The sequence below is a fragment of the Hymenobacter arcticus genome, from assembly GCF_054779975.1.
Genome location: NZ_BAAGXF010000004.1, coordinates 48619 through 66788 on the forward strand (window position 1 = coordinate 48619; position 18170 = coordinate 66788).

Below are 18170 nucleotides of genomic sequence, written 5' to 3' on the forward strand. Positions count from 1 at the left end.
TGGTAGAGATGCTTCGGCAAGCTCAGCATGACGTTCTTTTTATCCTATTTCCTACTAACGAACCTACACGCTCAGAATCTCCACCATCCGCATGAAGCTCTGGTTTATCACCTTGCGCTTGTTGATGGTATCCTCAAAAGGCGTGTACATGAGCTTGCGGTCCACGATGCCGGCCATCACGTTTTTCATGCCGTTGAGCAGGCCTTCTACGGCGGCGATGCCGAGCTGCGAGGCCAGCAGGCGGTCGGAAGCCGTGGGCGAGCCGCCGCGCTGAATGTGGCCCACAATGGTCACGCGGGTGTCGAGCTGCGGAATGGCTTCCTTCACTCGCTTGGCCACCTGGTGCACGTTGCCTTCCTCTTCGCCCTCGGCCACGATAACGATAAAGGAAGTCTTGTGACGCTTGTAACTGTCTTGTAATGTTTCGATTACGGCTTCCACGCTCATGGCCGTTTCGGGTACCATCACGATTTCGGCCCCGCCGCCGATGGCGCACGGAATGGCGATGTAGCCCGAGTCGCGGCCCATCACTTCCACAAAAAAGCAGCGGTCGTGCGAGTCGGCCGTGTCCCGAATCTTGTCGATGGCCTCCAGCGCCGTGTTCACCGCCGTGTCGTAGCCGATGGTGTAGTCGGTGCCGTAAAGGTCGTTGTCAATCGTGCCCGGCGCGCCCACTGTCGGAATGCCAAACTCCTTCTCGAAGATGCTGGCGCCCGTAAACGTGCCGTTGCCGCCAATGGCTACTAGGCCCTCAATGCCGTGGTTCACAAGCTGGTCGAAGGCCTCTTGCCGGCCTTCCTTGGTCATAAACTTCTGCGAGCGGGCCGATTTTAGAATCGTGCCGCCGCGCTGCACCGTGTTCGACACCGAAGCCGAATCCATGCGCACAAACTCGCCCTTTATCATGCCGCTGTAGCCCCGCATAATGCCATAGACCTCAATGCCGTGGTACACGCCCGCCCGCACTACGGCCCGCAGGCACGCATTCATGCCGGGGGCATCGCCCCCACTGGTAAAAACTCCAATTCTCTTCATGGTCAAAAGTCCGCTAAAGCGCCCGGTGCCAACCCAGGATTGGCCGTAAGCCCGCAAAGGTCGTAAGGCGAACGCACTTGCCGAACGCAGCTCGGCAATTTAAGCCCGACATTTTTGTTGTAGTTACGTACAAGTAGTAGTAATTGCGTAGCAGAAGCTTGGTTATTAGGCGTTTCATGCCTACTTTTCGCTATCTCACCGCCCACCCTCAACCCGCACTCCTATGTTTGGTTTTTTCGAAAATGAGCAGGCCAAAAAAATAAAAGGCCACCTGTGTAACCTCGCTGCCCTGGCCAAAGCCGACGGCCACGTAGACGACCGTGAGATGAACTTTATCATCACGGTGGGTAAGAAAAACGGCGTGTCGGCCGGCGAGGTACGCAAGCTCGTGGATGGCCAAACCAACTGCCTGGCCGACCTGCCCGGCAACGACTCCGAGCGCTTCGACCAGATTTTTGACCTCGTGGATATGATGCTCGCCGATGGCATCGTGGATGAAACCGAGATGGACTTCTGCATTATGATGGCCGAGAAGCTGGGCTTCCGTAAAGCCATTGTGGGCGTGCTCGTTCGCAAGATTTCGCAAGGCGTGAAAGACGCTGTGCCTCGCGAGCGCATCAAGGAGGAAAGCCTTAGCTTCTTGAATTACAACGCGTTGCCGCAGCGCTAAAACCGTTTGTCCTTGCGAGCACAACGTAGTGGAGCGCGGCAATCTTTTCTTAATCGTTGGTGGCTGTTGCAGAACTCAGCTTCAGTACCACTCAATTGAGCGAGTACTCAAAAAGGAGGTGTTTCTCGCTCAGACAGGGCTCGAAAAAGCGTTTAATCAGCTGTAGCGAGACTGGCTGGAGGGCTAGGGCCATGCTCACAACCCGCTTGGGCTGATGCTTGAGCAGTTTCTTTAGGTTGTAGGCAATCGCGCTGAGCAACATGGTTTTGTGAGCTGCTGCTTGGCCCTTCGTGTTCACTCGTCTCAGGCCGTAGTGCTGGAGGAGGCTGCCAAAAACGGGTTCGACCGTGCGTTGCCGGACCCGACGCATATGCTGGCCTTGGCGCGTGCGTTGCCGCTGCCACGCCCGGCGATAGGCCGCGTCGAAGGCCGAGCGAATCACCTGTTTGAACTGGCTATGTGGCACACAGCTTGCTTTGAGCGGGCACTGTTGGCAGTCTTTATAGGCGGCGCGATACTGCTTGACCCACGTTTCGTTCTCGGTCGTGCGGAAGGAGCGGAACGGGAGGAGCTTGTCGGCCCGGCAGCGGTAGGCATCGACCGCCGGCTCATAGGTAAACCCCTCCACCGTGGGCTTATAAGGGCCAAAAACGGGAATCCAAGGGGTGATACCCCGCTGCTCTAAAAAGGCGTAGTTGAAGCCGTTGGAGTAGCCCGTATCGGCCACGAAATCCCGCAGCGTTAACTCCTGGGCTCTGAGCCGAGCTTGCAGACGCGGCACCAGGGCGGGTAAGTGCAGGCAATCGCGACTGTCGGCCAAATCAGCCTGGATGTGGCTAATCACACCCGTGGCGGTGTCTACCGCCAGGCTACAGAGGTAGTTCAGCGCCCGCGCTTTGCCGGGTTTGACGGAGATCCGGGCCTCGGGGTCGCTGGGACTGTAGTGCGTTTTATTACTGAGTAACTGCGCCTTGGCATGGTGTGCACCCAGCCCTCCAGGCTGGGCCTGGCGTTTAGCTTGGCGCGCTGCGACACGCCGCAGCTGCAACGCCGTCTTGGCAGAGGGTAGCTCCGGCAGGACCGCCGTTTCCTCGGTCACGCGTAGGGGGGCAGCGGGCGCTTTTTCGCGTAAGCTATCGAGCGAGGCATTGGCTTTGACGGGCGCGGAATCCACCGCTTGCGTATCGCCAGCGACGAGCCCCGCGGCCACACACTGGCCGAAAACCTGGTCAAAGAGGTGCTCAAAGACGGTAACCGGATACAGCTGGCGGGTGCGGCTGATGGTCGAGTGCCAAGGCAAGTCCTCGTCCACCTCGTAGCCCAGAAAATAGAGGATGTCGAGTCGCAGCGCACAGTGCTCGACCAGGCGGCGGTCACTGGCGATGTTTTCCAACCGGCCCACGAGCACCAGCTTAAAGAACACCACGGGGTCGAGCGAGGGCTGGCCAGTGTGGCTGTAGAGGGCCTGGGTCTGCTGATAGAGAAAGTCCCAGTCGAGTAACTCAGCTAGCCGCCGGTAGAGATTCTGTTTTGGTACGCGCTCCGATAAGCGGAAGCGCAGCACGACTTTATCGACGAGCTGCTTGTGGCCCTGCATAGACCTAAGATACAACGGGCCAGCCGCCTACTTCTGCAACAGCCACGTTGGACTAGTAACCCCAACGGCGAAGGAAAGATTGCCGCGCTCCACTGCGTTGCGCTCGCAAGGACAAGACGTGTGGCAGGTTAGCCAATAGCCCGTAGCAACCCCGCCACCGCCGCATCAATCTCAGCCTCCGTGATGGTGAGGGGCGGTGCAATGCGTAGCGAGTTGTCACAAAACAGAAACCAGTCGGTCAATACGCCTTCTTCGGCCAGGGCGCGGTCAATAATCGGCTTGAGCACCTCAAACGAGTCGAACTCCACGGCCATGAGCAGGCCGCAGTTGCGCACCTCCCGGATGGCGGGGTGCACCAGCCCGGCCCGCAGGCGCTGGGCCTTGGCGGCCACGCCCGCCAGCAAGTTTTCTTCCTGAATAACCCGGAGCGTCGCCAGCGACGCCGCGCAGCTCACCGGGTGCCCCCCAAACGTGGTGCAGTGCCCTAGAATGGGGTTGGTCTGGAAGCCCACCATGATTTCGGGCGACGAGATGAACGCCCCGATGGGCATGCCACCGCCCATCCCTTTGGCGCACACCAAGATATCGGGTACCACGCCAAATTGCTCGAAGGCCCACTGCGTGCCCGTGCGCCCGAAGCCACACTGAATCTCGTCTAGGATGAGCAGCGCGCCGACCTCGGTGCAGCGCTGGCGCACCGCCGGTAGGTAGCCGGGCAGCGGCAGGCGCACGCCGGCTTCGCCCTGCACGGTTTCGAGCACCACGGCGGCCGTATCGTGGGTTATTAACTGCAAGTCGGCCAGCTCGTTGTAGCGCAGGTGCGCCACGCCCGGCAGCAGCGGCCGGTAGCTGTTCTTGAACCCCTCGGAGCCCGTGATGGACAGCGCGCCGTGCGTGGAGCCGTGGTAGGCGTTGAGGCTGGAAACCAGGCCCGTGCGGCCCGTGTGGCGCTTGGCTAGCTTGAGCGCCCCCTCAATAGCCTCAGTGCCCGAGTTGGTGAAGTACACCGTGTCGAGCGGGGCGGGCAGGGTGGCGGCCAGCGCGTGGGCCAGCTGGGCGGGCGGGGCCTGCACCAACTCGCCATACACCATAAGGTGTAGGTACTTATCTAGCTGGTCCTTAATGGCTTGGATAACGCGCGGGTGCCGGTGCCCCACGTTGCTGACGCCGATGCCGGAAATCAAATCCAGAATCGGGCGGCCCTCGGGGGTGTACATGTACACGCCTTCGGCGCGCTCAATTTCCAGTAAAAGGGGAAACTCGGAAGTTTGGGCCTGGTGGCGCAGAAATAGCTGGCGGGGGGTGAGCATAACGCCCGCAAAGGTACCGTAGCCAGGGTGGGGGTGGGGCCTAGTCGCCGGCGGGTGGCGCAGCATTGGGGCCCGCCACGCGCCGGAGTACTTCCTTGGTGAAGTCACGCTCGGCCTGGTACAGTTGGGCGAGCTGGCGCAGCGTCAGCACTTTCTGGGCGCGGTCAAAGTATTCCTTCTCCAGATTGAGCTGCTGCTGGCGGATGGCAAAATCCTGGGTGAAATTGTCGCGTAGCTGCGCGTCGCTCAAGCCGGGGTTGTCGGCATCGCGGCGCAGCAGGCGGGCCGAGCGGTTGAGTTCGCGGCGCTTGGCCACGAATTCATTATACGTGGGCCAGAAGCGCTGGGCCTGGTCCTGGCTCAGGATGAGGCGCGAGGTGATGAAGGCAATTTTGGCGTTGTCGAGCTGCGTGATGCGGCCGCCCGGCTGCCCCAGCCGGGCGCGGCCCTGCGCCTGCGCCGGCTGGCTCGCGGTTAGCGCCAGGCCACACAGGCTACTGATAAAGAGAATATGTAAACGATTCATAACTAGTCAAATAAGAAACTCAGAGCAGCCCGGCCTCCTCGGTGGGTTGGGCGTCCAGGGCCTCCGTCAATTCGCGGGGGGAGGGGCGGAGGTATTGCTTGGTAATACTATGCTGAGAAGCGGGCAGCTCGGCCAAATCCTGCATATCGACGTGGGTTTCGCCGTTGGTGAGATACTCCAGTAGCTGCTGCTGAGGCACCGCGTCGAGGGTAGCGGCGGTGGTAGCAGGGCGCATCGTCGGGCCATTGCCCAGCCACAAGGAGGCCGCAAACGTGCCCAGCAATAGCGTGGAAGCCAGGCCCGTACGTAAGGAAGCCGGCGCCGCCCACAGCCACGCCAGCGGCTGCGGCCGGCGGGCCGGCGTAGCCACCTGGGCCATAATGCGAGTGGGCAATTGCTCGAAGTAGCCGGCCGGCGGGCTGCTCAGCGGCTGCAACCCGCGGCGCGGGTGCTCATCGAGGCGAAAAGGCGTTTTCATGTAGGTTGGATGCAAGGGCGGCGGCAAGGTTTAATCGGCTTCGCCGGTAGTTGCGGCCAGGTTGTCGGCCTTAGTCACGTATTCCTCGATTTTGCGGGCGGCGTGGTGGTAGCTGGCCTTGAGGGCCCCCACACTGGTGCCGGTAACTTCGGCCATCTGCTCGTAGGGCATTTCGTCGTAGTAACGCAGGTTGAAAACGAGGCGCTGCTTGTCGGGCAGGCGCAGGATGGCGCGTTGCAGCCGCAACTCAATCTCGTCGCCCGCAATGGCGGGGTCGGCCTCCATTTTGGCGGCCAGCTCGGCCCCCACGTCATTGAGCGGCAGGAAAAACTTGCGCCGTTTGCTTTGCAAAAAGCTCAAGCACTCGTTGGTAGCGATGCGGTAAATCCAGGTGAAAAGGGCCGCATCCTGCCGGAAATTGGCCAGATTCTTCCACACCTTCACAAATACGTCCTGGGTGAGGTCGTCGGCGTCGGCGTGGTCCACCACCATCTTGCGCACGTGCCAATACACCTTCTGCTGGTACTTGCGTATCAGTTGGTTAAAGGCCAGGTTGCGGCTGGCGGGGTCTTGGAATTTGAAGAGGATTTCGGAGTCTTCCAAACGCGGGGTGGGGCGAGAGTGCGGGTTGGACGCTGGAAGAGGGGTGGGGTTTAATGAGCAGGCTAGCTTGGTAAGCCATTTAGCAGCGCTGCTAGTTCTTGTGCGCTGATACTGGCCTGCTCCGACTTGTCATAAATAGCTAGCAGAAAAATCGTTTCGCCTACCACCTGCACGTAGGTGATGACGCGGGCCCCGCCGCTCTTGCCCTGGCCTTTGCTGGCAACAGCCAAGCGGATTTTGTAGCAGCCCCGGCCGATGGATGTGCCCGTCTGTGGGTGTTCCCGCAACTCTTGCATCAGCGCATTTACATCCTGAGGCAGTGAGCGGTAGCTTTTGGTCAGCCGCTTAATGCTGCGTCCGAATTCAGGCGTGGCTTTAAGTTGAAAACTCATGCTCAACTAAGCAGCTGATTGCTCGGGCAATTGGCCAGCGTTGTTAGCCGGGTATTGCTCGGTCTGCAATTCAGCATATAGTTCGTCCCAGGACTGCAACTCAATTTCGCCACGCTGATGGCGATTCACCTCCTCTATTGCCCCGGCCAACTCGGCTAAAAACTGCTGGCCAGCTACCGTGGGGGCTGGTTTGGGCGATTTGATTTTCACCCGCTTGATACCTTTTACCAATTCCAACACGCGGGCTACATCCTTGTCTGGTACCTCAAGCACAATTTCCATAGCCAATTTCTGTAAGTAGTAAAACTAAGGTACGAAACAGCGTCAGATAGCCGCCGAGTGCCACTACCGTCCAAAAATGCTCAGCGAGGTCGTTTGCGCCGAGCGGATGGTGAAGTTGCGCACGTCGGTAAACTTGCTGCCGGTGCTGGTGGCGGTGCGAAACACCAGCCGGTACACACCCGGCTGCATGGCCAGGTTGAGCTTGCTACTGCTCTCGGGCAGGTTGTAAATCCAGGTCTGCGACTCGTCGTCGTTGAGCTTGTAGATACTGCCGAAGCCCTTGAGGTCGGTGGTGATGTTGAGGGTGCCGGGCACGGCGTAGCTCACGGTGGTGGCCTGGCCCTGGCGCACGCTCACGCGCTGCACGGTGCGCGGCAGCGTGAGCACCTCCACCTCGTAGTTGCCAGCCAGCATTTTCTGGCGCGCGCCGAAGGGCATGGCCAGCCCGGTGGCGGCGCTGCCCTGCGCCCGCACCACGGCCTGCACCGCCCCGCCATAGGGGTTGGGCGTGATGCTGGCCGGTTGCAGCACCAGCGTACCCTGCGGCGTCTTAAACGTCAAGACGTTGGCCTTGCCACCGCGGATAACCAGGTTGGCCTGGCGCACGGCTGGCACCGTGTTGATTACCAGGTCGTAGCTCTGCAAGGCGTCGATGTCGAGCACGTCGGCCTGGCCTTTGGTGTCGCGGTAGTGTACGTAGTTGTACTCGGGCTGCCCGGTCACGTTGTTCACAAACGTCATGTTCACGTTGGATTCCACGGGCCGGCCGGCCTCGTCGGTGAGGTTCACGGCCACGGTGGTTTTGGCCAGCGTTTGGGCAATCACGTCGTTGAGCACCATTTGGAAGGTCTTCACCTCGGCCGCGTTGTAGTACTTACCCAGGCACTCTAGGGCGCGCCCAAAGTCTTTCTCGGCCCCAATGCCAATCACAAACGGCTTGAGAAACACCCGCTTACGCTGCAAGGCGATGGAGGCGGCGCAGGGGTCGCCCTTGCACGACTCCACGCCGTCGGTGATGAGCAGCAGCACGTTGCGCGACGTTTTATCGAGTGGAAAGTCCTTGGCCGACTGTTCCAGCGAGTACGTAATGGGCGTGTTACCCTGCGCCTTCAGCGTTTTGAGCCGCGCCTTGATGGCGGCGGCGTTTTTGGGCGCAAAGGGCACTTCGAGGCGCGAGTCTTCGCAGTTTTGCTCGGCGTTGGGGCTTTGGTGGCCATACACGCGCAGGCCCAGCTCCAGGTTGGGGTAGGTGTTGAGCGAGTCGGCCATTTTGGCCAGCAGGCGCTTGGCCACTTCCCAGCGCGGCTTGCCCTCCCAGGGTGCCATCATCGAGCCCGAGGCGTCGAGCAGAAACAGGATGCGCGTGACTTTGGGCTTCTCAGGTGGCGCATTCTGGGCGCGGGCCAGCAAGGCAGTAACCCCCAGCGTAAGGGTCAGCAGCAGGCACAGGGCGTGGCGAATGGGCGAGCGGCGGGTGGGTAGCATCGGCGAAATTTACGGTGCTGGCCGCAACTTTGGCGCTGCCTGGGCCGGGGTGATGCGCTGCCGGCCCCCGGTTTTAGCGTCAGGCGTGTGCCAGCTTGCCGACCCCTAATTTTGACCGACCGGCAGCGGGGTATGGCTGAGTTAAACAACAAGGAGCTAATCATCTAATTAACTGATGATTAGCTCCTTGTCAATGTTTTGCAAAGTCAGACTAAAGCTTCGTCATCTTTTCCAGGTCCATGCTTTTGGCCACCTTTTCTACCAGCGTCAGGTCGGGTTGCTTGGTGCCCGAAATGGTGACCAGAAAGCGGTCGCCCACGGCCAGCGTCACATCGGCCCCACCCGTTTTTTTGTGGAAGGTTTCGGAGCCTTTCACGCCGTCCAGGTCAAGCTTGGCTTCCTTGGTGAGGCTTTCGTCGTCTTCGCTTTCGAGGCCCAGGCTAAACATGGCCGAGGCACCCTGGTAGAGCTGGTTGGCCCCGTTGTAGTCGACTACGCTCACTTTCACCTCGGCCGTATCGCGGGTGAAGGTGCGCTCGGCGGAGGAGAAGGCCATGCCGGCCGTTTTCATCGACTGGCCGCTGGGTGCGGCGGCGGTGTAGCCGCTCACCTCGGCGGGCAGGTAATTTTCAAGGTCTTTGTAGGGCATGGAGAGGGTGTCGCCCTTTTGCACGCGTTCGGCGTGCCGGTCCTTGGCTTCCTCCATCGTCGTCTCCAGCTTCTTGCCGGCCTCGCTGAGCTTCGAGAGATTGCTATAGGCCTCCTGGGCTTTCTGGGCTTTTTCGCAGCCGGTGGTAAGTAGGAGGGTAGCGGCCAGCCAAGGAAAGAACTTCGTCATGTGGTGAATGGGAAAGGGTAAGATTCGGCCGCAAAAGTAAGGCCACCTTGGCTTATGCGCTGGTGAGTTAGTGAAAAACTTAACATATCGAAAACAAGCAAGATTGATTCTACTAGTGTCTAGCCTATAAGCGGACTCGTGCGTAAATTTTCGTTGAGAATGTTTATATAGAAAAACCGCCCTCACACTGGCTGAAGCCAGTGCAAAAGCGGGTTTAATTTGCGGGCAGGCAGTTTATTCATCATGCGTAGGCAGGGCGCCGGTCAGGCGGCTACTGAGCGTGATAAGTGCGTTTAGAAGGCGGCCATCTGTGAACTGCAAGCGCATGGTCATCTTGTTGAAACCTACCTCCTGGGGCTGGCTGGCGGCCCAAACTGCGTAAGTCCTGAGAAGTCAAATTTGACTGCTGCGCCAGTTCTGCTTGATTTCTTCAGCCCATTTAGTCAAGGCTCTTTTGCTTAAAGTGTAGACGCTGATGGGTAGCGCAACATGGTATTTACCAAGGCTGGAAAGCGTTTCCCTATCAAAAACCTCTAAGTTGCACTGGTACCCTTTTTCATAAAAAACCTCCATGAAAATTCTGAGGTCGTTAGCGCCGCATGCTACGAGCACCCCGCGATTGACTTCCAGAAATGAGGCAAACCAAGCGTGGTACCTGTTCACTTGCTCATAATCATCGTCAACAACTGCCTCTACCAGCGGCGTGATACTTACTGTGCCCCAAGAATCAGCTGTGCTGCCAATCGTTTCCGGGTCGTCGACAGTATAGTTGCCACTTAGCCTGCTTACTAAGGTGGCAGAGTCCAGCTCATTTCCACAAAGCGTGAACGTGTACCGAAGAATTCTCATAGTTATAAAGCAAAAACCCCCGCGCCAGCCTTTCAGCCAACGCGGGGGTTTGTTAGTAATTGGCAACGGCTAGGCTACTACATGTTCTTGATAATCTCCTCACCAAACTCACTCGTTTTGAGCAAGGTAGCGCCTTCCATCTGGCGCTCGAAGTCGTAGGTAACGCGCTTGTTGGCGATGGCGGCTTCCAAGCCTTTGTTGATGAGGGCGGCGGCTTCTTTCCAGCCGAGGTGCTCCAGCATCATTACGCCCGAGAGGATAACCGAGCCGGGGTTCACCTTGTCCTGGTTGGCGTACTTGGGCGCGGTGCCGTGGGTAGCTTCGAAGATGGCGTGGCCTGTGAGGTAGTTGATGTTGGCACCCGGCGCAATGCCGATACCGCCCACAATGGCGGCCAGCGCGTCGGAAATGTAGTCGCCGTTCAGGTTGAGGGTAGCCACTACCGAGTACTCGGCGGGGCGCAGCAAAATCTGCTGCAAGAAGGCATCGGCAATGCTGTCCTTGATGATGAGCTTGCCTTGGTCAACGGCCTGCTTTTGCAGGGCATCGGCCACGGCCACGCCTTGCTTAGCCACGATTTTATCGTACTGCGCCCATGTAAACACCTTCGCGCCAAACTCCTTCTCGGCCAGCTCGTAGCCCCAGGTTTTGAACGCGCCTTCGGTGAACTTCATGATGTTGCCCTTGTGCACCAGCGTCACCGATGGCAGCTTGTGCTCCAGAGCATACTTGATGGCGGCGCGCACGAGGCGCTCAGTGCCTTCCTTCGACACCGGCTTGATGCCGAACGACGACGAATCGGGGAAACGAATCTTCTTCACGCCCATCTCGTCTTGCAGGAATTCCAGCATTTTCTGGGCCTGCGGCGTGCCGTTCATGTACTCGATACCAGCGTAAATGTCCTCCGTGTTTTCGCGGAAGATGACCATGTTGGTCAGCTCGGGGTGCTTCACGGGCGAGGGCACGCCGTCGTAGTAGCGCACGGGGCGCACGCAGGCGTACAGGTCCAGCTCTTGGCGCAGGGCCACGTTGAGCGAGCGAATGCCGCCGCCCACGGGCGTCGTCAGCGGACCTTTAATGCCTACCAGGTATTCGCGGAACGCGTCGAGGGTTTCGGTGGGCAGCCAGTTGTTGAGCTGCTTGAAGGCTTTTTCGCCGGCCAGCACTTCCTTCCACATCAGCTTGCGCTTGCCGCCGTAGGCTTTTTCGACCGCGGCATCGAACACGAGCTGCGAGGCGCGCCAAATGTCCGGGCCCGTACCGTCACCTTCAATAAAGGGGATAATGGGTTGGTCGGGAACGTTAAGCTTGCCGTTTTTAATGGTGATTTTCTGCTCGGCCATGATGGAGGTGGGCGTAATTTTTGGAAATTAAATGTCAGTGTAGCGGCGGCGAAGGGCCTACGCGCGTTCGCGCCGCTAAAAAGTAAAAGCTGGGAAAAGCGGAGTAACGCTTCACTCACCAGCGGGGGTGGGAAAGGAGAATGAATTAATACCCGAAAATCTCTTTCAGGGTAAGTTGTTGCACGGTGCCGTACTTGGCTAATTCCTTGAAATTCAGCCGGTCCTTGGAGCCGATAACCAGAATAACCTGGTTCTGACCCTTGATTTTAGCCTGCTGAAATTTCTGTAACTCGCCAAACGTCATGTTCTGGGTTTGGTCATACACGTCGCGGCGCACATCGTAGTCGAGGCCCAGGCGGCGCGCCCGCTCGTAGCTGAGCAGTACGCCCTCGTGGGTGATGCGGTCGGTGGCAATACTGTTGCGGATGCTCTGCTTGGCAATTACCAGGTTGGCGTCGGCCAGGGGCATATCGGTAAGCAGGCTTTCCATGCCGCTCATGGCCTCGGGTAGCTTGTCGCTCTGCGTGCCGATGTAGCTGAGAATGTAGTTGGAGCGGCCCGTCTTATCAGCGTTCGCGTAGCGCGACATGGCCGAGTAGGCCAGCGCCTTGCTCTCGCGCAAGTCTTGGAAAACGATGCTGCCCATGCCGCCGCCGAAATACTCGTTGTAGAGCGCCACGGTGGGCGCCATTGTACGGTCGTAGATGTCGCCCTTTGTCAGGAACAGGATTTCGGCCTGCACCATTTTGTAATCAACCCAATAGACTTTTTTGTCTTTCAGCGGCTGCTCGGCGAAATCCTTAGCCGGCGGGGTTGGCTTGAGCTTGGCAGGCGTACGGTGCTCGGTTTTGAGCACATAGCTCAATCTAACTTGATGCGTAGGGTTTTCGCTGGCAACGCCAGTATCGGCGTCTAATTCACGCGGCCCATAGTATAGCACCCGGTGTTCATATGTGGGCAGCGACTTCAGCAGAGCAGTCAGCTGCTCCGGCTTCAGCGTTTTCAGTTGCGCCTCCGACACCACATCCGTAAACGGGTTGCGCGGGCCGTACTTGGCGTAGTTCAGCATGGCCTGATTCAGAATTACGCCTTTGTTGAGCTTAGCATCTTGGCGCTGCTTCAAAATGCCGGCCACCTGGTTTTTGAGGGCCGCCGCATCGGGGCGCGGGTTGTTGAGCAGTTGCTCAAACAGTTGCATGGCCGGCTCCAGGTTACTATCGAGCCCGCTGAGGCTGATAAGCACGCGGTCCTGGCTGCTGCTGACGGCGAACGAGCAGCCCAGCTTGTAAAACTCCTGTTGCAACTGCGCCGCCGTGTACTGGCCCGTGCCCAAGTACTGCAAATAGTCCGTAGCTACGTCGAGCAGCGGGTTGTTATTGGTGCCCAGGTCGATGGCGTAGAACAGGCTAAATAAGCCGTTTTCGCTGTTTTTAGTATAGTACAGCGGCAGGCCGGGCTTTATGTCGGCCGTCTGAATGTCCTTTTTATAGTCGATAAAAACCGGCTGCAATTCGGTGCTGGGCAGCGCTGATACTTCCTTGTAGTAAGCCGAAGCCGCGTCGCGGTTGGCGGGTACCGGCGTGATGGCCGGCTTGATAACCTTCACCTTGTTCGGGTCCTCGCCGTTGCGTTTGAATACGGCCACGTAATTGGTGCCGTAGTGGTCGTGGGCAAACTTGACGATTTCGGCCTTCGTGATGGTCGCAAAATCTTCGTTCTGCTTCACGTAGTCCACCCAGCTTACGCGCTCGATAAAGGCTTCGTACATGGCCGAAGCGCGGGCCTCGTTGCTTTCGTAGCTCTTGGTACGGCTCAGCTTCTCGTTGTTGACGATAGCCGGGATGAGCCAGTCGGGGAAGTCGCCGCGCTGTACTTTGGCAATTTCGGCCAGCATGAGGCCCTGCACATCCTCCAGCTTCTGACCCTGGCGCGGGGTGCCATAAAGCACGTGCGTTGAGTAGTCGTCGTTGAGGTCGGCAAACGTCTGGGCTTGCAGCACTTTCTGCTGCTGGTTCAGGTCGAGGTCGAAGAGACCCGCTTGGCCGTTGGTCATGATTTTGTCCAACATCCGCAGGCGCAGGCCGTCGCGGGTGGCTTTGCCCGCAAAGCGGTAGCCCAGCATCACGTTTTCCGACTGCGGCCCCACCACTTCCTTGATAATGGGCGCGGTTATGGGCTTTTCCGTAGGCGCGTTGAAGGCGGGTACAGGCTTACTTTGTAGCTCACCGAAGTACTTGTCAATCAGTCGGATGGTCTGGTCGTAGTCCAGGTCGCCGCTCAGACACAGCGCCATGTTGTTCGGCACGTAGTACTGGCCGAAGTACTTCTTAATCTCAGTTATCGACGGGTTTTGCAGGTGCTCAATCGTGCCGATGGTCGTTTGGGTGCCGTACGGGTGGGTAGGGTATAGGCTGGCGTTCAGCGTCTCAAACTCCTTGTTGAAGTCGGAGTCGAGGCCCCGGTTCTTCTCCTCGTACACGGCTTCCAGCTCGGTATGAAACAGGCGCGGCACCATCTCCTTCACGCGCTCGCTCTGCACGGCGGCCCATTTTTCGAGTTGGTTACTTGGGATATCTTCCTGGTAAACAGTCTCTTCGTTAGAAGTATGCGCATTTGAGCCCTTGGCCCCGATGCTGCCCATTAGCTTGTCGTACTCGTTGGGCACGGCGTAGCGCGCCGCTACCCCCGAGACGGAATCAATCTGGTGGTAGGTGCGCTTGCGGGCAACGGGGTCGTTGCGCTCGCCGCGGTATTTTTCGTACAGCGCCTCAATTTTGTCCAACTCCGGCTTTTCCTTGCTCCAGTCTTTGGTGCCGAGCCGCGAGGTGCCCTTAAACACCATGTGCTCGAGGTAGTGGGCCAGGCCGGTGGCCGCGGCGGGGTCGTTTTTGGAGCCAGCACGCACGGCCAGGTAGGTTTGGATGCGCGGCGCGTTCTTGTAGTCGGACAGGTAAACCGTCAGGCCGTTGGCCAGCTGGTACACGCGCACGCTCAGCGGGTCGTTGGGCGCCGTGGTGTAGCTATATTCCTTGGGCGTAGCCGTGCTGATAGCCGGAGCCACGGCGGCAGCCGTTACGGCGGGCTTGCTCGATTGGCACTGCGTGGTCAGGCCAAGGGCTGCCAACGCGGGCAGCAGGAGCAACAACGGTCTATTCACAAACTTACTAGTCAGAGCGCGGGGGAGGGTAGTAGGGGCACAAAGGTAGAAGTTCGTGCGGGTAATAAAAAACAAAAAAATCAATTCCGCCGGGTTACCTTTATGGGTTAGGCCAGACGGGTTAGGGTCTTAAAAGACACGCATTTGCATGAAAACGTTTCGGGTTTTAACCACAAAGTGAGGCTGCTACTGGTTGGTGTAGCGTACTATTTTGGTGCCCGTTGGCTACCCGCTAAAACGTTTTCATCCGAAACAATCCGGCCAGAATAAGGGCCCCGGTTGGGTAGCTTTTGGCTGCTTACGGCTGGCAAGTTGCCGCCAGTAGCCGCAACATAGACCGTAGCCATCGCAGCTACTGGCAGAAGATTTTCTTCATAAACGGGTTTGGTACTTCAATGGGTTCGGGTTAGCCATAGGGTAAAGCCTCGCGCCATAAAGAGGCAATCAGGCAGCGCCGTTGAGTTCTGGTTATCGTCCCCTACGAAACCCCACCCCCCTCCCCTTTGGGAGAGGGGGAATTAGCGCTAGCCATGCAAATCCAGTTTACTAGTCAAAATTAGTATTCCCTCTCCTGGAGAGCAGGGGGCCAGGGGTAGGGTTACGCGGAAGTCGCCTCACCAGAACAACGACCCCTGGCGCGGCCTTAGTAGGTAGCGCTGCGTTAAGCCAATAAAGGGCGCACGCGGCTACCCAGCAGCTCAATGGCCCTCATAAGCTTAGCGTGCGAAAGATTGGCGTTATCCATCTGGAAGGTGACACGCGAAATACCACCCAGCGCTTCGCTGTGGCGGTTTATTTTCTCGGCCACTTCCTCGGGGCCACCTACCAGCAGCGCCCCGCGCGGCCCGGCCACCGCGTCGAACTGGGCGCGCGTAACCGGCGGCCAGCCGCGCTCCTTGCCGATGGCCGTAAACGTCTGGGCATAACCCGGGTAGAAGTCAGCAACGGCTTCCTCAGTGCTCTCGGCTACGTAGCCCAGCGAGTGCAAACCCACTTGCAGCTGCTCGGGGTCGTGCCCGGCGCGCCGGCCGGCCTCGCGGTACAGGTCTACCAGGGGGCGGAAGCGGTGCGTTTCGCCCCCAATTACGGCCACCATTAGCGGCAGGCCCAAGGTGCCGGCCCGCGCAAACGACTCGGGTGTGCCGCCCACCCCGAGCCAGATGGGCAGCCGCGCCTGCATGGGGCGCGGGTACACGCCCTGGCCGGTGAGGGCCGGCCGGTGCTTGCCGCTCCAGTGCACGTGCTCGTCGTCGCGCAGGCGCAGTAGTAGGTCAAGCTTTTCGGTGAATAGCTCGTCGTAGTCGCGCAGGTTCAGCCCAAAAAGGGGAAAAGCCTCAGTGAAAGAGCCGCGGCCTACCACCAGCTCCACCCGGCCCTGGGCGATAAGGTCGAGGGTGGCAAACTGCTGAAACACGCGCACCGGGTCGGCGGCGCTGAGCACGGTTACGGCGCTGGTGAGCCTGATTTGCTTGGTGCGCGCCGCCGCGGCCGCCAGAATCACGGCGGGGGCCGAGTCCAGAAATTCGCGGCGATGGTGCTCACCCAGGCCAAACACATCAAGCCCCACGGCGTCGGCGTGCGCAATGCGGTCGAGGAGTTGGCTCATCGCCTCCGCTCCGTTTTGGGCAGCGGTACCATCGCCCATATTAGCCGCTGCAAAACTGTCTATTCCAAGCTGCATAAACGTTGATTTTTACTAGCTGCCGGTCAGTGAAACCAGAAAGCGATACTTCGTTGAAAAAGAAAATCGCTTGGATAACAAGTTGTTAACCAAGCGATTATAGGCAATTTACTAGTAGATGCTACTCGGCGCTGGGCGCAGCCGGCGTTTCCGAAGTGGCGGTGGTGTCGCCCTCGGGCCGGGGGCCCCGGGGGCCCCGGTTACGCCCGCCGCGCTTGCGGCGGCGCTGGCCTTCGGGGCTGTCTCCCTCGGGGCGGGGCTCGCGGGGAGCATCAGGTTCGCCTTCCGCCCGCGGCTCGCGGGGAGGACGAGCTTCGCCTGCGGGGCGGGGCTCGCGGGGTGGGCGCGGAGCGCGGGGCGCTTCGCCTTCGGGGCGCGGCTCACGCGGGGGGCGGGGTGTGCGGGGCGTTTCGCCCTCGGGGCGGGGCTCACGGGGCGGGCGCGCCTCGCGGGGCGGGGCTACGTAGGTATTTACGGGCGTTTGGCCGGCGTCGATGGCGGCCAGACGAGCGGCGGCATTAGCCATCCGCTCAGCGCGTTGGGGGTCGTTTTTGGCTTCATCGCGGCGGGGGCCGCGGTCACGGCCGCCACCGGTGCCGCCGCCACCACGGCGGTCGCCTTCGGCGCGGGGGCCGCCTTCGCCTTCGCGGCGGGGGCCACGGTCGCGGCCGCCACCGCCACTGCTGCGGTTGCCGTCGCGCGGGCCGGTTTTGCCACGCAGGCCGCTAAAGCGCTTGGGGTCAAACTCGGGGGCGGGGCCGTAGCCGAGGCCTTCGGTGATGGCCTGCTTCTCAATTTCGCGCTCAATAAGCTGCTCGATTTTGAGGATGCGGTCCTGGTCCTGGTCGGCAATGAATGTGATGGCCGTGCCGGTGGTAGCGGCGCGGGCCGTGCGGCCAATGCGGTGTACATAATCCTCGGCGGCACGGGGCACGTCGAAGTTCACCACGTGGCTCAATGAGTCGATGTCAATACCCCGGCTCACTACGTCGGTAGCCACGAGAATGGGAAACTGCTTGTTTTTGAAGGCCCGCATGGTGTCTTCGCGCTCTTCCTGGGTACGGTCGGAGCTGATGCCCTGGGCCGGGTAGCCCAGCTTATTGAGTGAGCGCACGATGCCGGCCACGGCCGCTTTCTTACTGGTAAACAGCACCATACTCTGCACATCCTGGGCCTTGATGAGGTGCTCCAATACGGGCAGCTTCTGGTGGTCGAAGGTCATGTAGAACTGCTGGTTGATGCCCGCGGCGGGCTTGCTCACGGCCAGGCGCACCTCGTCGGGGTCTTGCAGAATCTGCTGCGAGAAGTCCTTGATTTTGTTCGGCATGGTGGCCGAAAACAGCAGCGTCTGGCGCTGCTTGGGCAGCTGGCGCACAATGTTGAGGATGTCATCGGCAAAGCCCATGTCCATCATCTTGTCGGCCTCGTCGAGCACCAGGTACTTCAGGTCGTCGAACTTGACGTAGCCGAGCTGCATGTGGGCAATGAGGCGGCCGGGCGTGGCCACAATAATATCGGCCCCGCTGGTGAGGGCGCGCTTTTGCTGCTCCCAGTTCTCGCTTTTGCCACCGCCATAAATAGCTATGGATGAGGCTTCTACGAAGTAGCCGAAGCCCGTTACCTGCTCGTCAATCTGGGTGGCCAGCTCGCGGGTGGGCACCAGCACCAAGGTGGAGGTGGTGCCGTGGCCGGCGTGCGAAATCTTGTCGAGCAGCGGCACCAGGTAGGCGGCCGTTTTGCCGGTGCCGGTCTGGGCGCAGGCGATGAGGTCTTTACCGGCGAGAATTTTGGGAATGGCCTGCTCCTGAATGGGCGTGGCGTTGAGGTAGTTCATGGCGTCCACGCCGGCCAGCAGGTCGTCGTGGAGGTTGAAATCGTGGAAAGTCAAGGTGCAGCGAATGAAGTGAGAAATAGGGGCTGACCT

The 18170-nt window shown here is 59.6% G+C and carries 16 protein-coding genes; 1 reads left to right on the forward strand and 15 read right to left on the reverse strand.

Annotated features, from left to right (window positions below):
* Positions 1–63: 63 nt before the first annotated feature.
* Positions 64–1035 carry an ATP-dependent 6-phosphofructokinase gene (gene pfkA / locus ACYVGC_RS08860; protein WP_460583456.1) on the reverse strand — a complete coding sequence of 324 codons (972 nt, stop codon included), beginning with the start codon at positions 1033–1035 and terminating at the stop codon, positions 64–66.
* Between the two features lie 223 nt (positions 1036–1258).
* On the opposite strand from pfkA, the gene ACYVGC_RS08865 reads away from it, so the two are divergent.
* The gene (locus ACYVGC_RS08865; protein WP_460583457.1) at positions 1259–1705 is read left to right on the forward strand and encodes a tellurite resistance TerB family protein; all 447 of its coding nucleotides are present in this window, start codon (positions 1259–1261) and stop codon (positions 1703–1705) included.
* A 91-nt stretch (positions 1706–1796) separates the two neighbouring features.
* On the opposite strand, the gene ACYVGC_RS08870 is transcribed toward ACYVGC_RS08865, so the two are convergent.
* The 14 genes from ACYVGC_RS08870 to ACYVGC_RS08935 form a co-directional block, all read right to left on the reverse strand.
* On the reverse strand, positions 1797–3302 hold the full coding sequence (locus tag ACYVGC_RS08870; RefSeq protein ID WP_460583458.1) for an IS1182 family transposase: 1506 nt from the start codon (positions 3300–3302) through the stop codon (positions 1797–1799).
* 128 nt (positions 3303–3430) lie between these two features.
* Positions 3431–4612 carry an aspartate aminotransferase family protein gene (locus ACYVGC_RS08875; protein WP_460583459.1) on the reverse strand — a complete coding sequence of 394 codons (1182 nt, stop codon included), beginning with the start codon at positions 4610–4612 and terminating at the stop codon, positions 3431–3433.
* Between the two features lie 40 nt (positions 4613–4652).
* Positions 4653–5138: a hypothetical protein gene (locus ACYVGC_RS08880; RefSeq protein WP_460583460.1), complete on the reverse strand. Its 486-nt coding sequence runs from the start codon at positions 5136–5138 to the stop codon at positions 4653–4655.
* A gap of 19 nt (positions 5139–5157) precedes the next feature.
* On the reverse strand, positions 5158–5616 hold the full coding sequence (locus tag ACYVGC_RS08885) for a hypothetical protein (RefSeq protein ID WP_460583461.1): 459 nt from the start codon (positions 5614–5616) through the stop codon (positions 5158–5160).
* A 30-nt stretch (positions 5617–5646) separates the two neighbouring features.
* Entirely contained in the window at positions 5647–6219 is a 573-nt protein-coding gene (locus tag ACYVGC_RS08890) for an RNA polymerase sigma factor (protein ID WP_460583462.1), read from the reverse strand.
* 62 nt (positions 6220–6281) lie between these two features.
* Positions 6282–6611 carry a type II toxin-antitoxin system RelE/ParE family toxin gene (locus ACYVGC_RS08895; protein WP_460583463.1) on the reverse strand — a complete coding sequence of 110 codons (330 nt, stop codon included), beginning with the start codon at positions 6609–6611 and terminating at the stop codon, positions 6282–6284.
* 6 nt (positions 6612–6617) lie between these two features.
* The gene (locus ACYVGC_RS08900; RefSeq protein ID WP_460583464.1) at positions 6618–6893 is read right to left on the reverse strand and encodes a hypothetical protein; all 276 of its coding nucleotides are present in this window, start codon (positions 6891–6893) and stop codon (positions 6618–6620) included.
* Positions 6894–6956: 63 nt separating this feature from the next.
* Positions 6957–8378 (reverse strand): vWA domain-containing protein, encoded by a 1422-nt coding sequence (locus ACYVGC_RS08905; RefSeq protein ID WP_460583465.1) that lies wholly within the window; start codon positions 8376–8378, stop codon positions 6957–6959.
* Positions 8379–8589: 211 nt separating this feature from the next.
* Entirely contained in the window at positions 8590–9216 is a 627-nt protein-coding gene (locus tag ACYVGC_RS08910) for a hypothetical protein (RefSeq protein ID WP_460583466.1), read from the reverse strand.
* 393 nt (positions 9217–9609) lie between these two features.
* A complete protein-coding gene (locus ACYVGC_RS08915) occupies positions 9610–10065 on the reverse strand; it encodes a hypothetical protein (RefSeq protein ID WP_460583467.1) in 456 nt (151 codons plus the stop codon).
* 77 nt (positions 10066–10142) lie between these two features.
* A complete protein-coding gene (gene icd / locus ACYVGC_RS08920) occupies positions 10143–11408 on the reverse strand; it encodes an isocitrate/isopropylmalate dehydrogenase family protein (RefSeq protein ID WP_460583468.1) in 1266 nt (421 codons plus the stop codon).
* A 145-nt stretch (positions 11409–11553) separates the two neighbouring features.
* The gene (locus ACYVGC_RS08925; RefSeq protein WP_460583469.1) at positions 11554–14565 is read right to left on the reverse strand and encodes a M16 family metallopeptidase; all 3012 of its coding nucleotides are present in this window, start codon (positions 14563–14565) and stop codon (positions 11554–11556) included.
* A 661-nt stretch (positions 14566–15226) separates the two neighbouring features.
* Entirely contained in the window at positions 15227–16246 is a 1020-nt protein-coding gene (locus tag ACYVGC_RS08930) for an LLM class oxidoreductase (protein ID WP_460583470.1), read from the reverse strand.
* A 121-nt stretch (positions 16247–16367) separates the two neighbouring features.
* Positions 16368–18134, reverse strand: a complete 1767-nt coding sequence (locus ACYVGC_RS08935; RefSeq protein ID WP_460583471.1) for a DEAD/DEAH box helicase — start codon at positions 18132–18134, stop codon at positions 16368–16370.
* Positions 18135–18170: the final 36 nt, after the last annotated feature.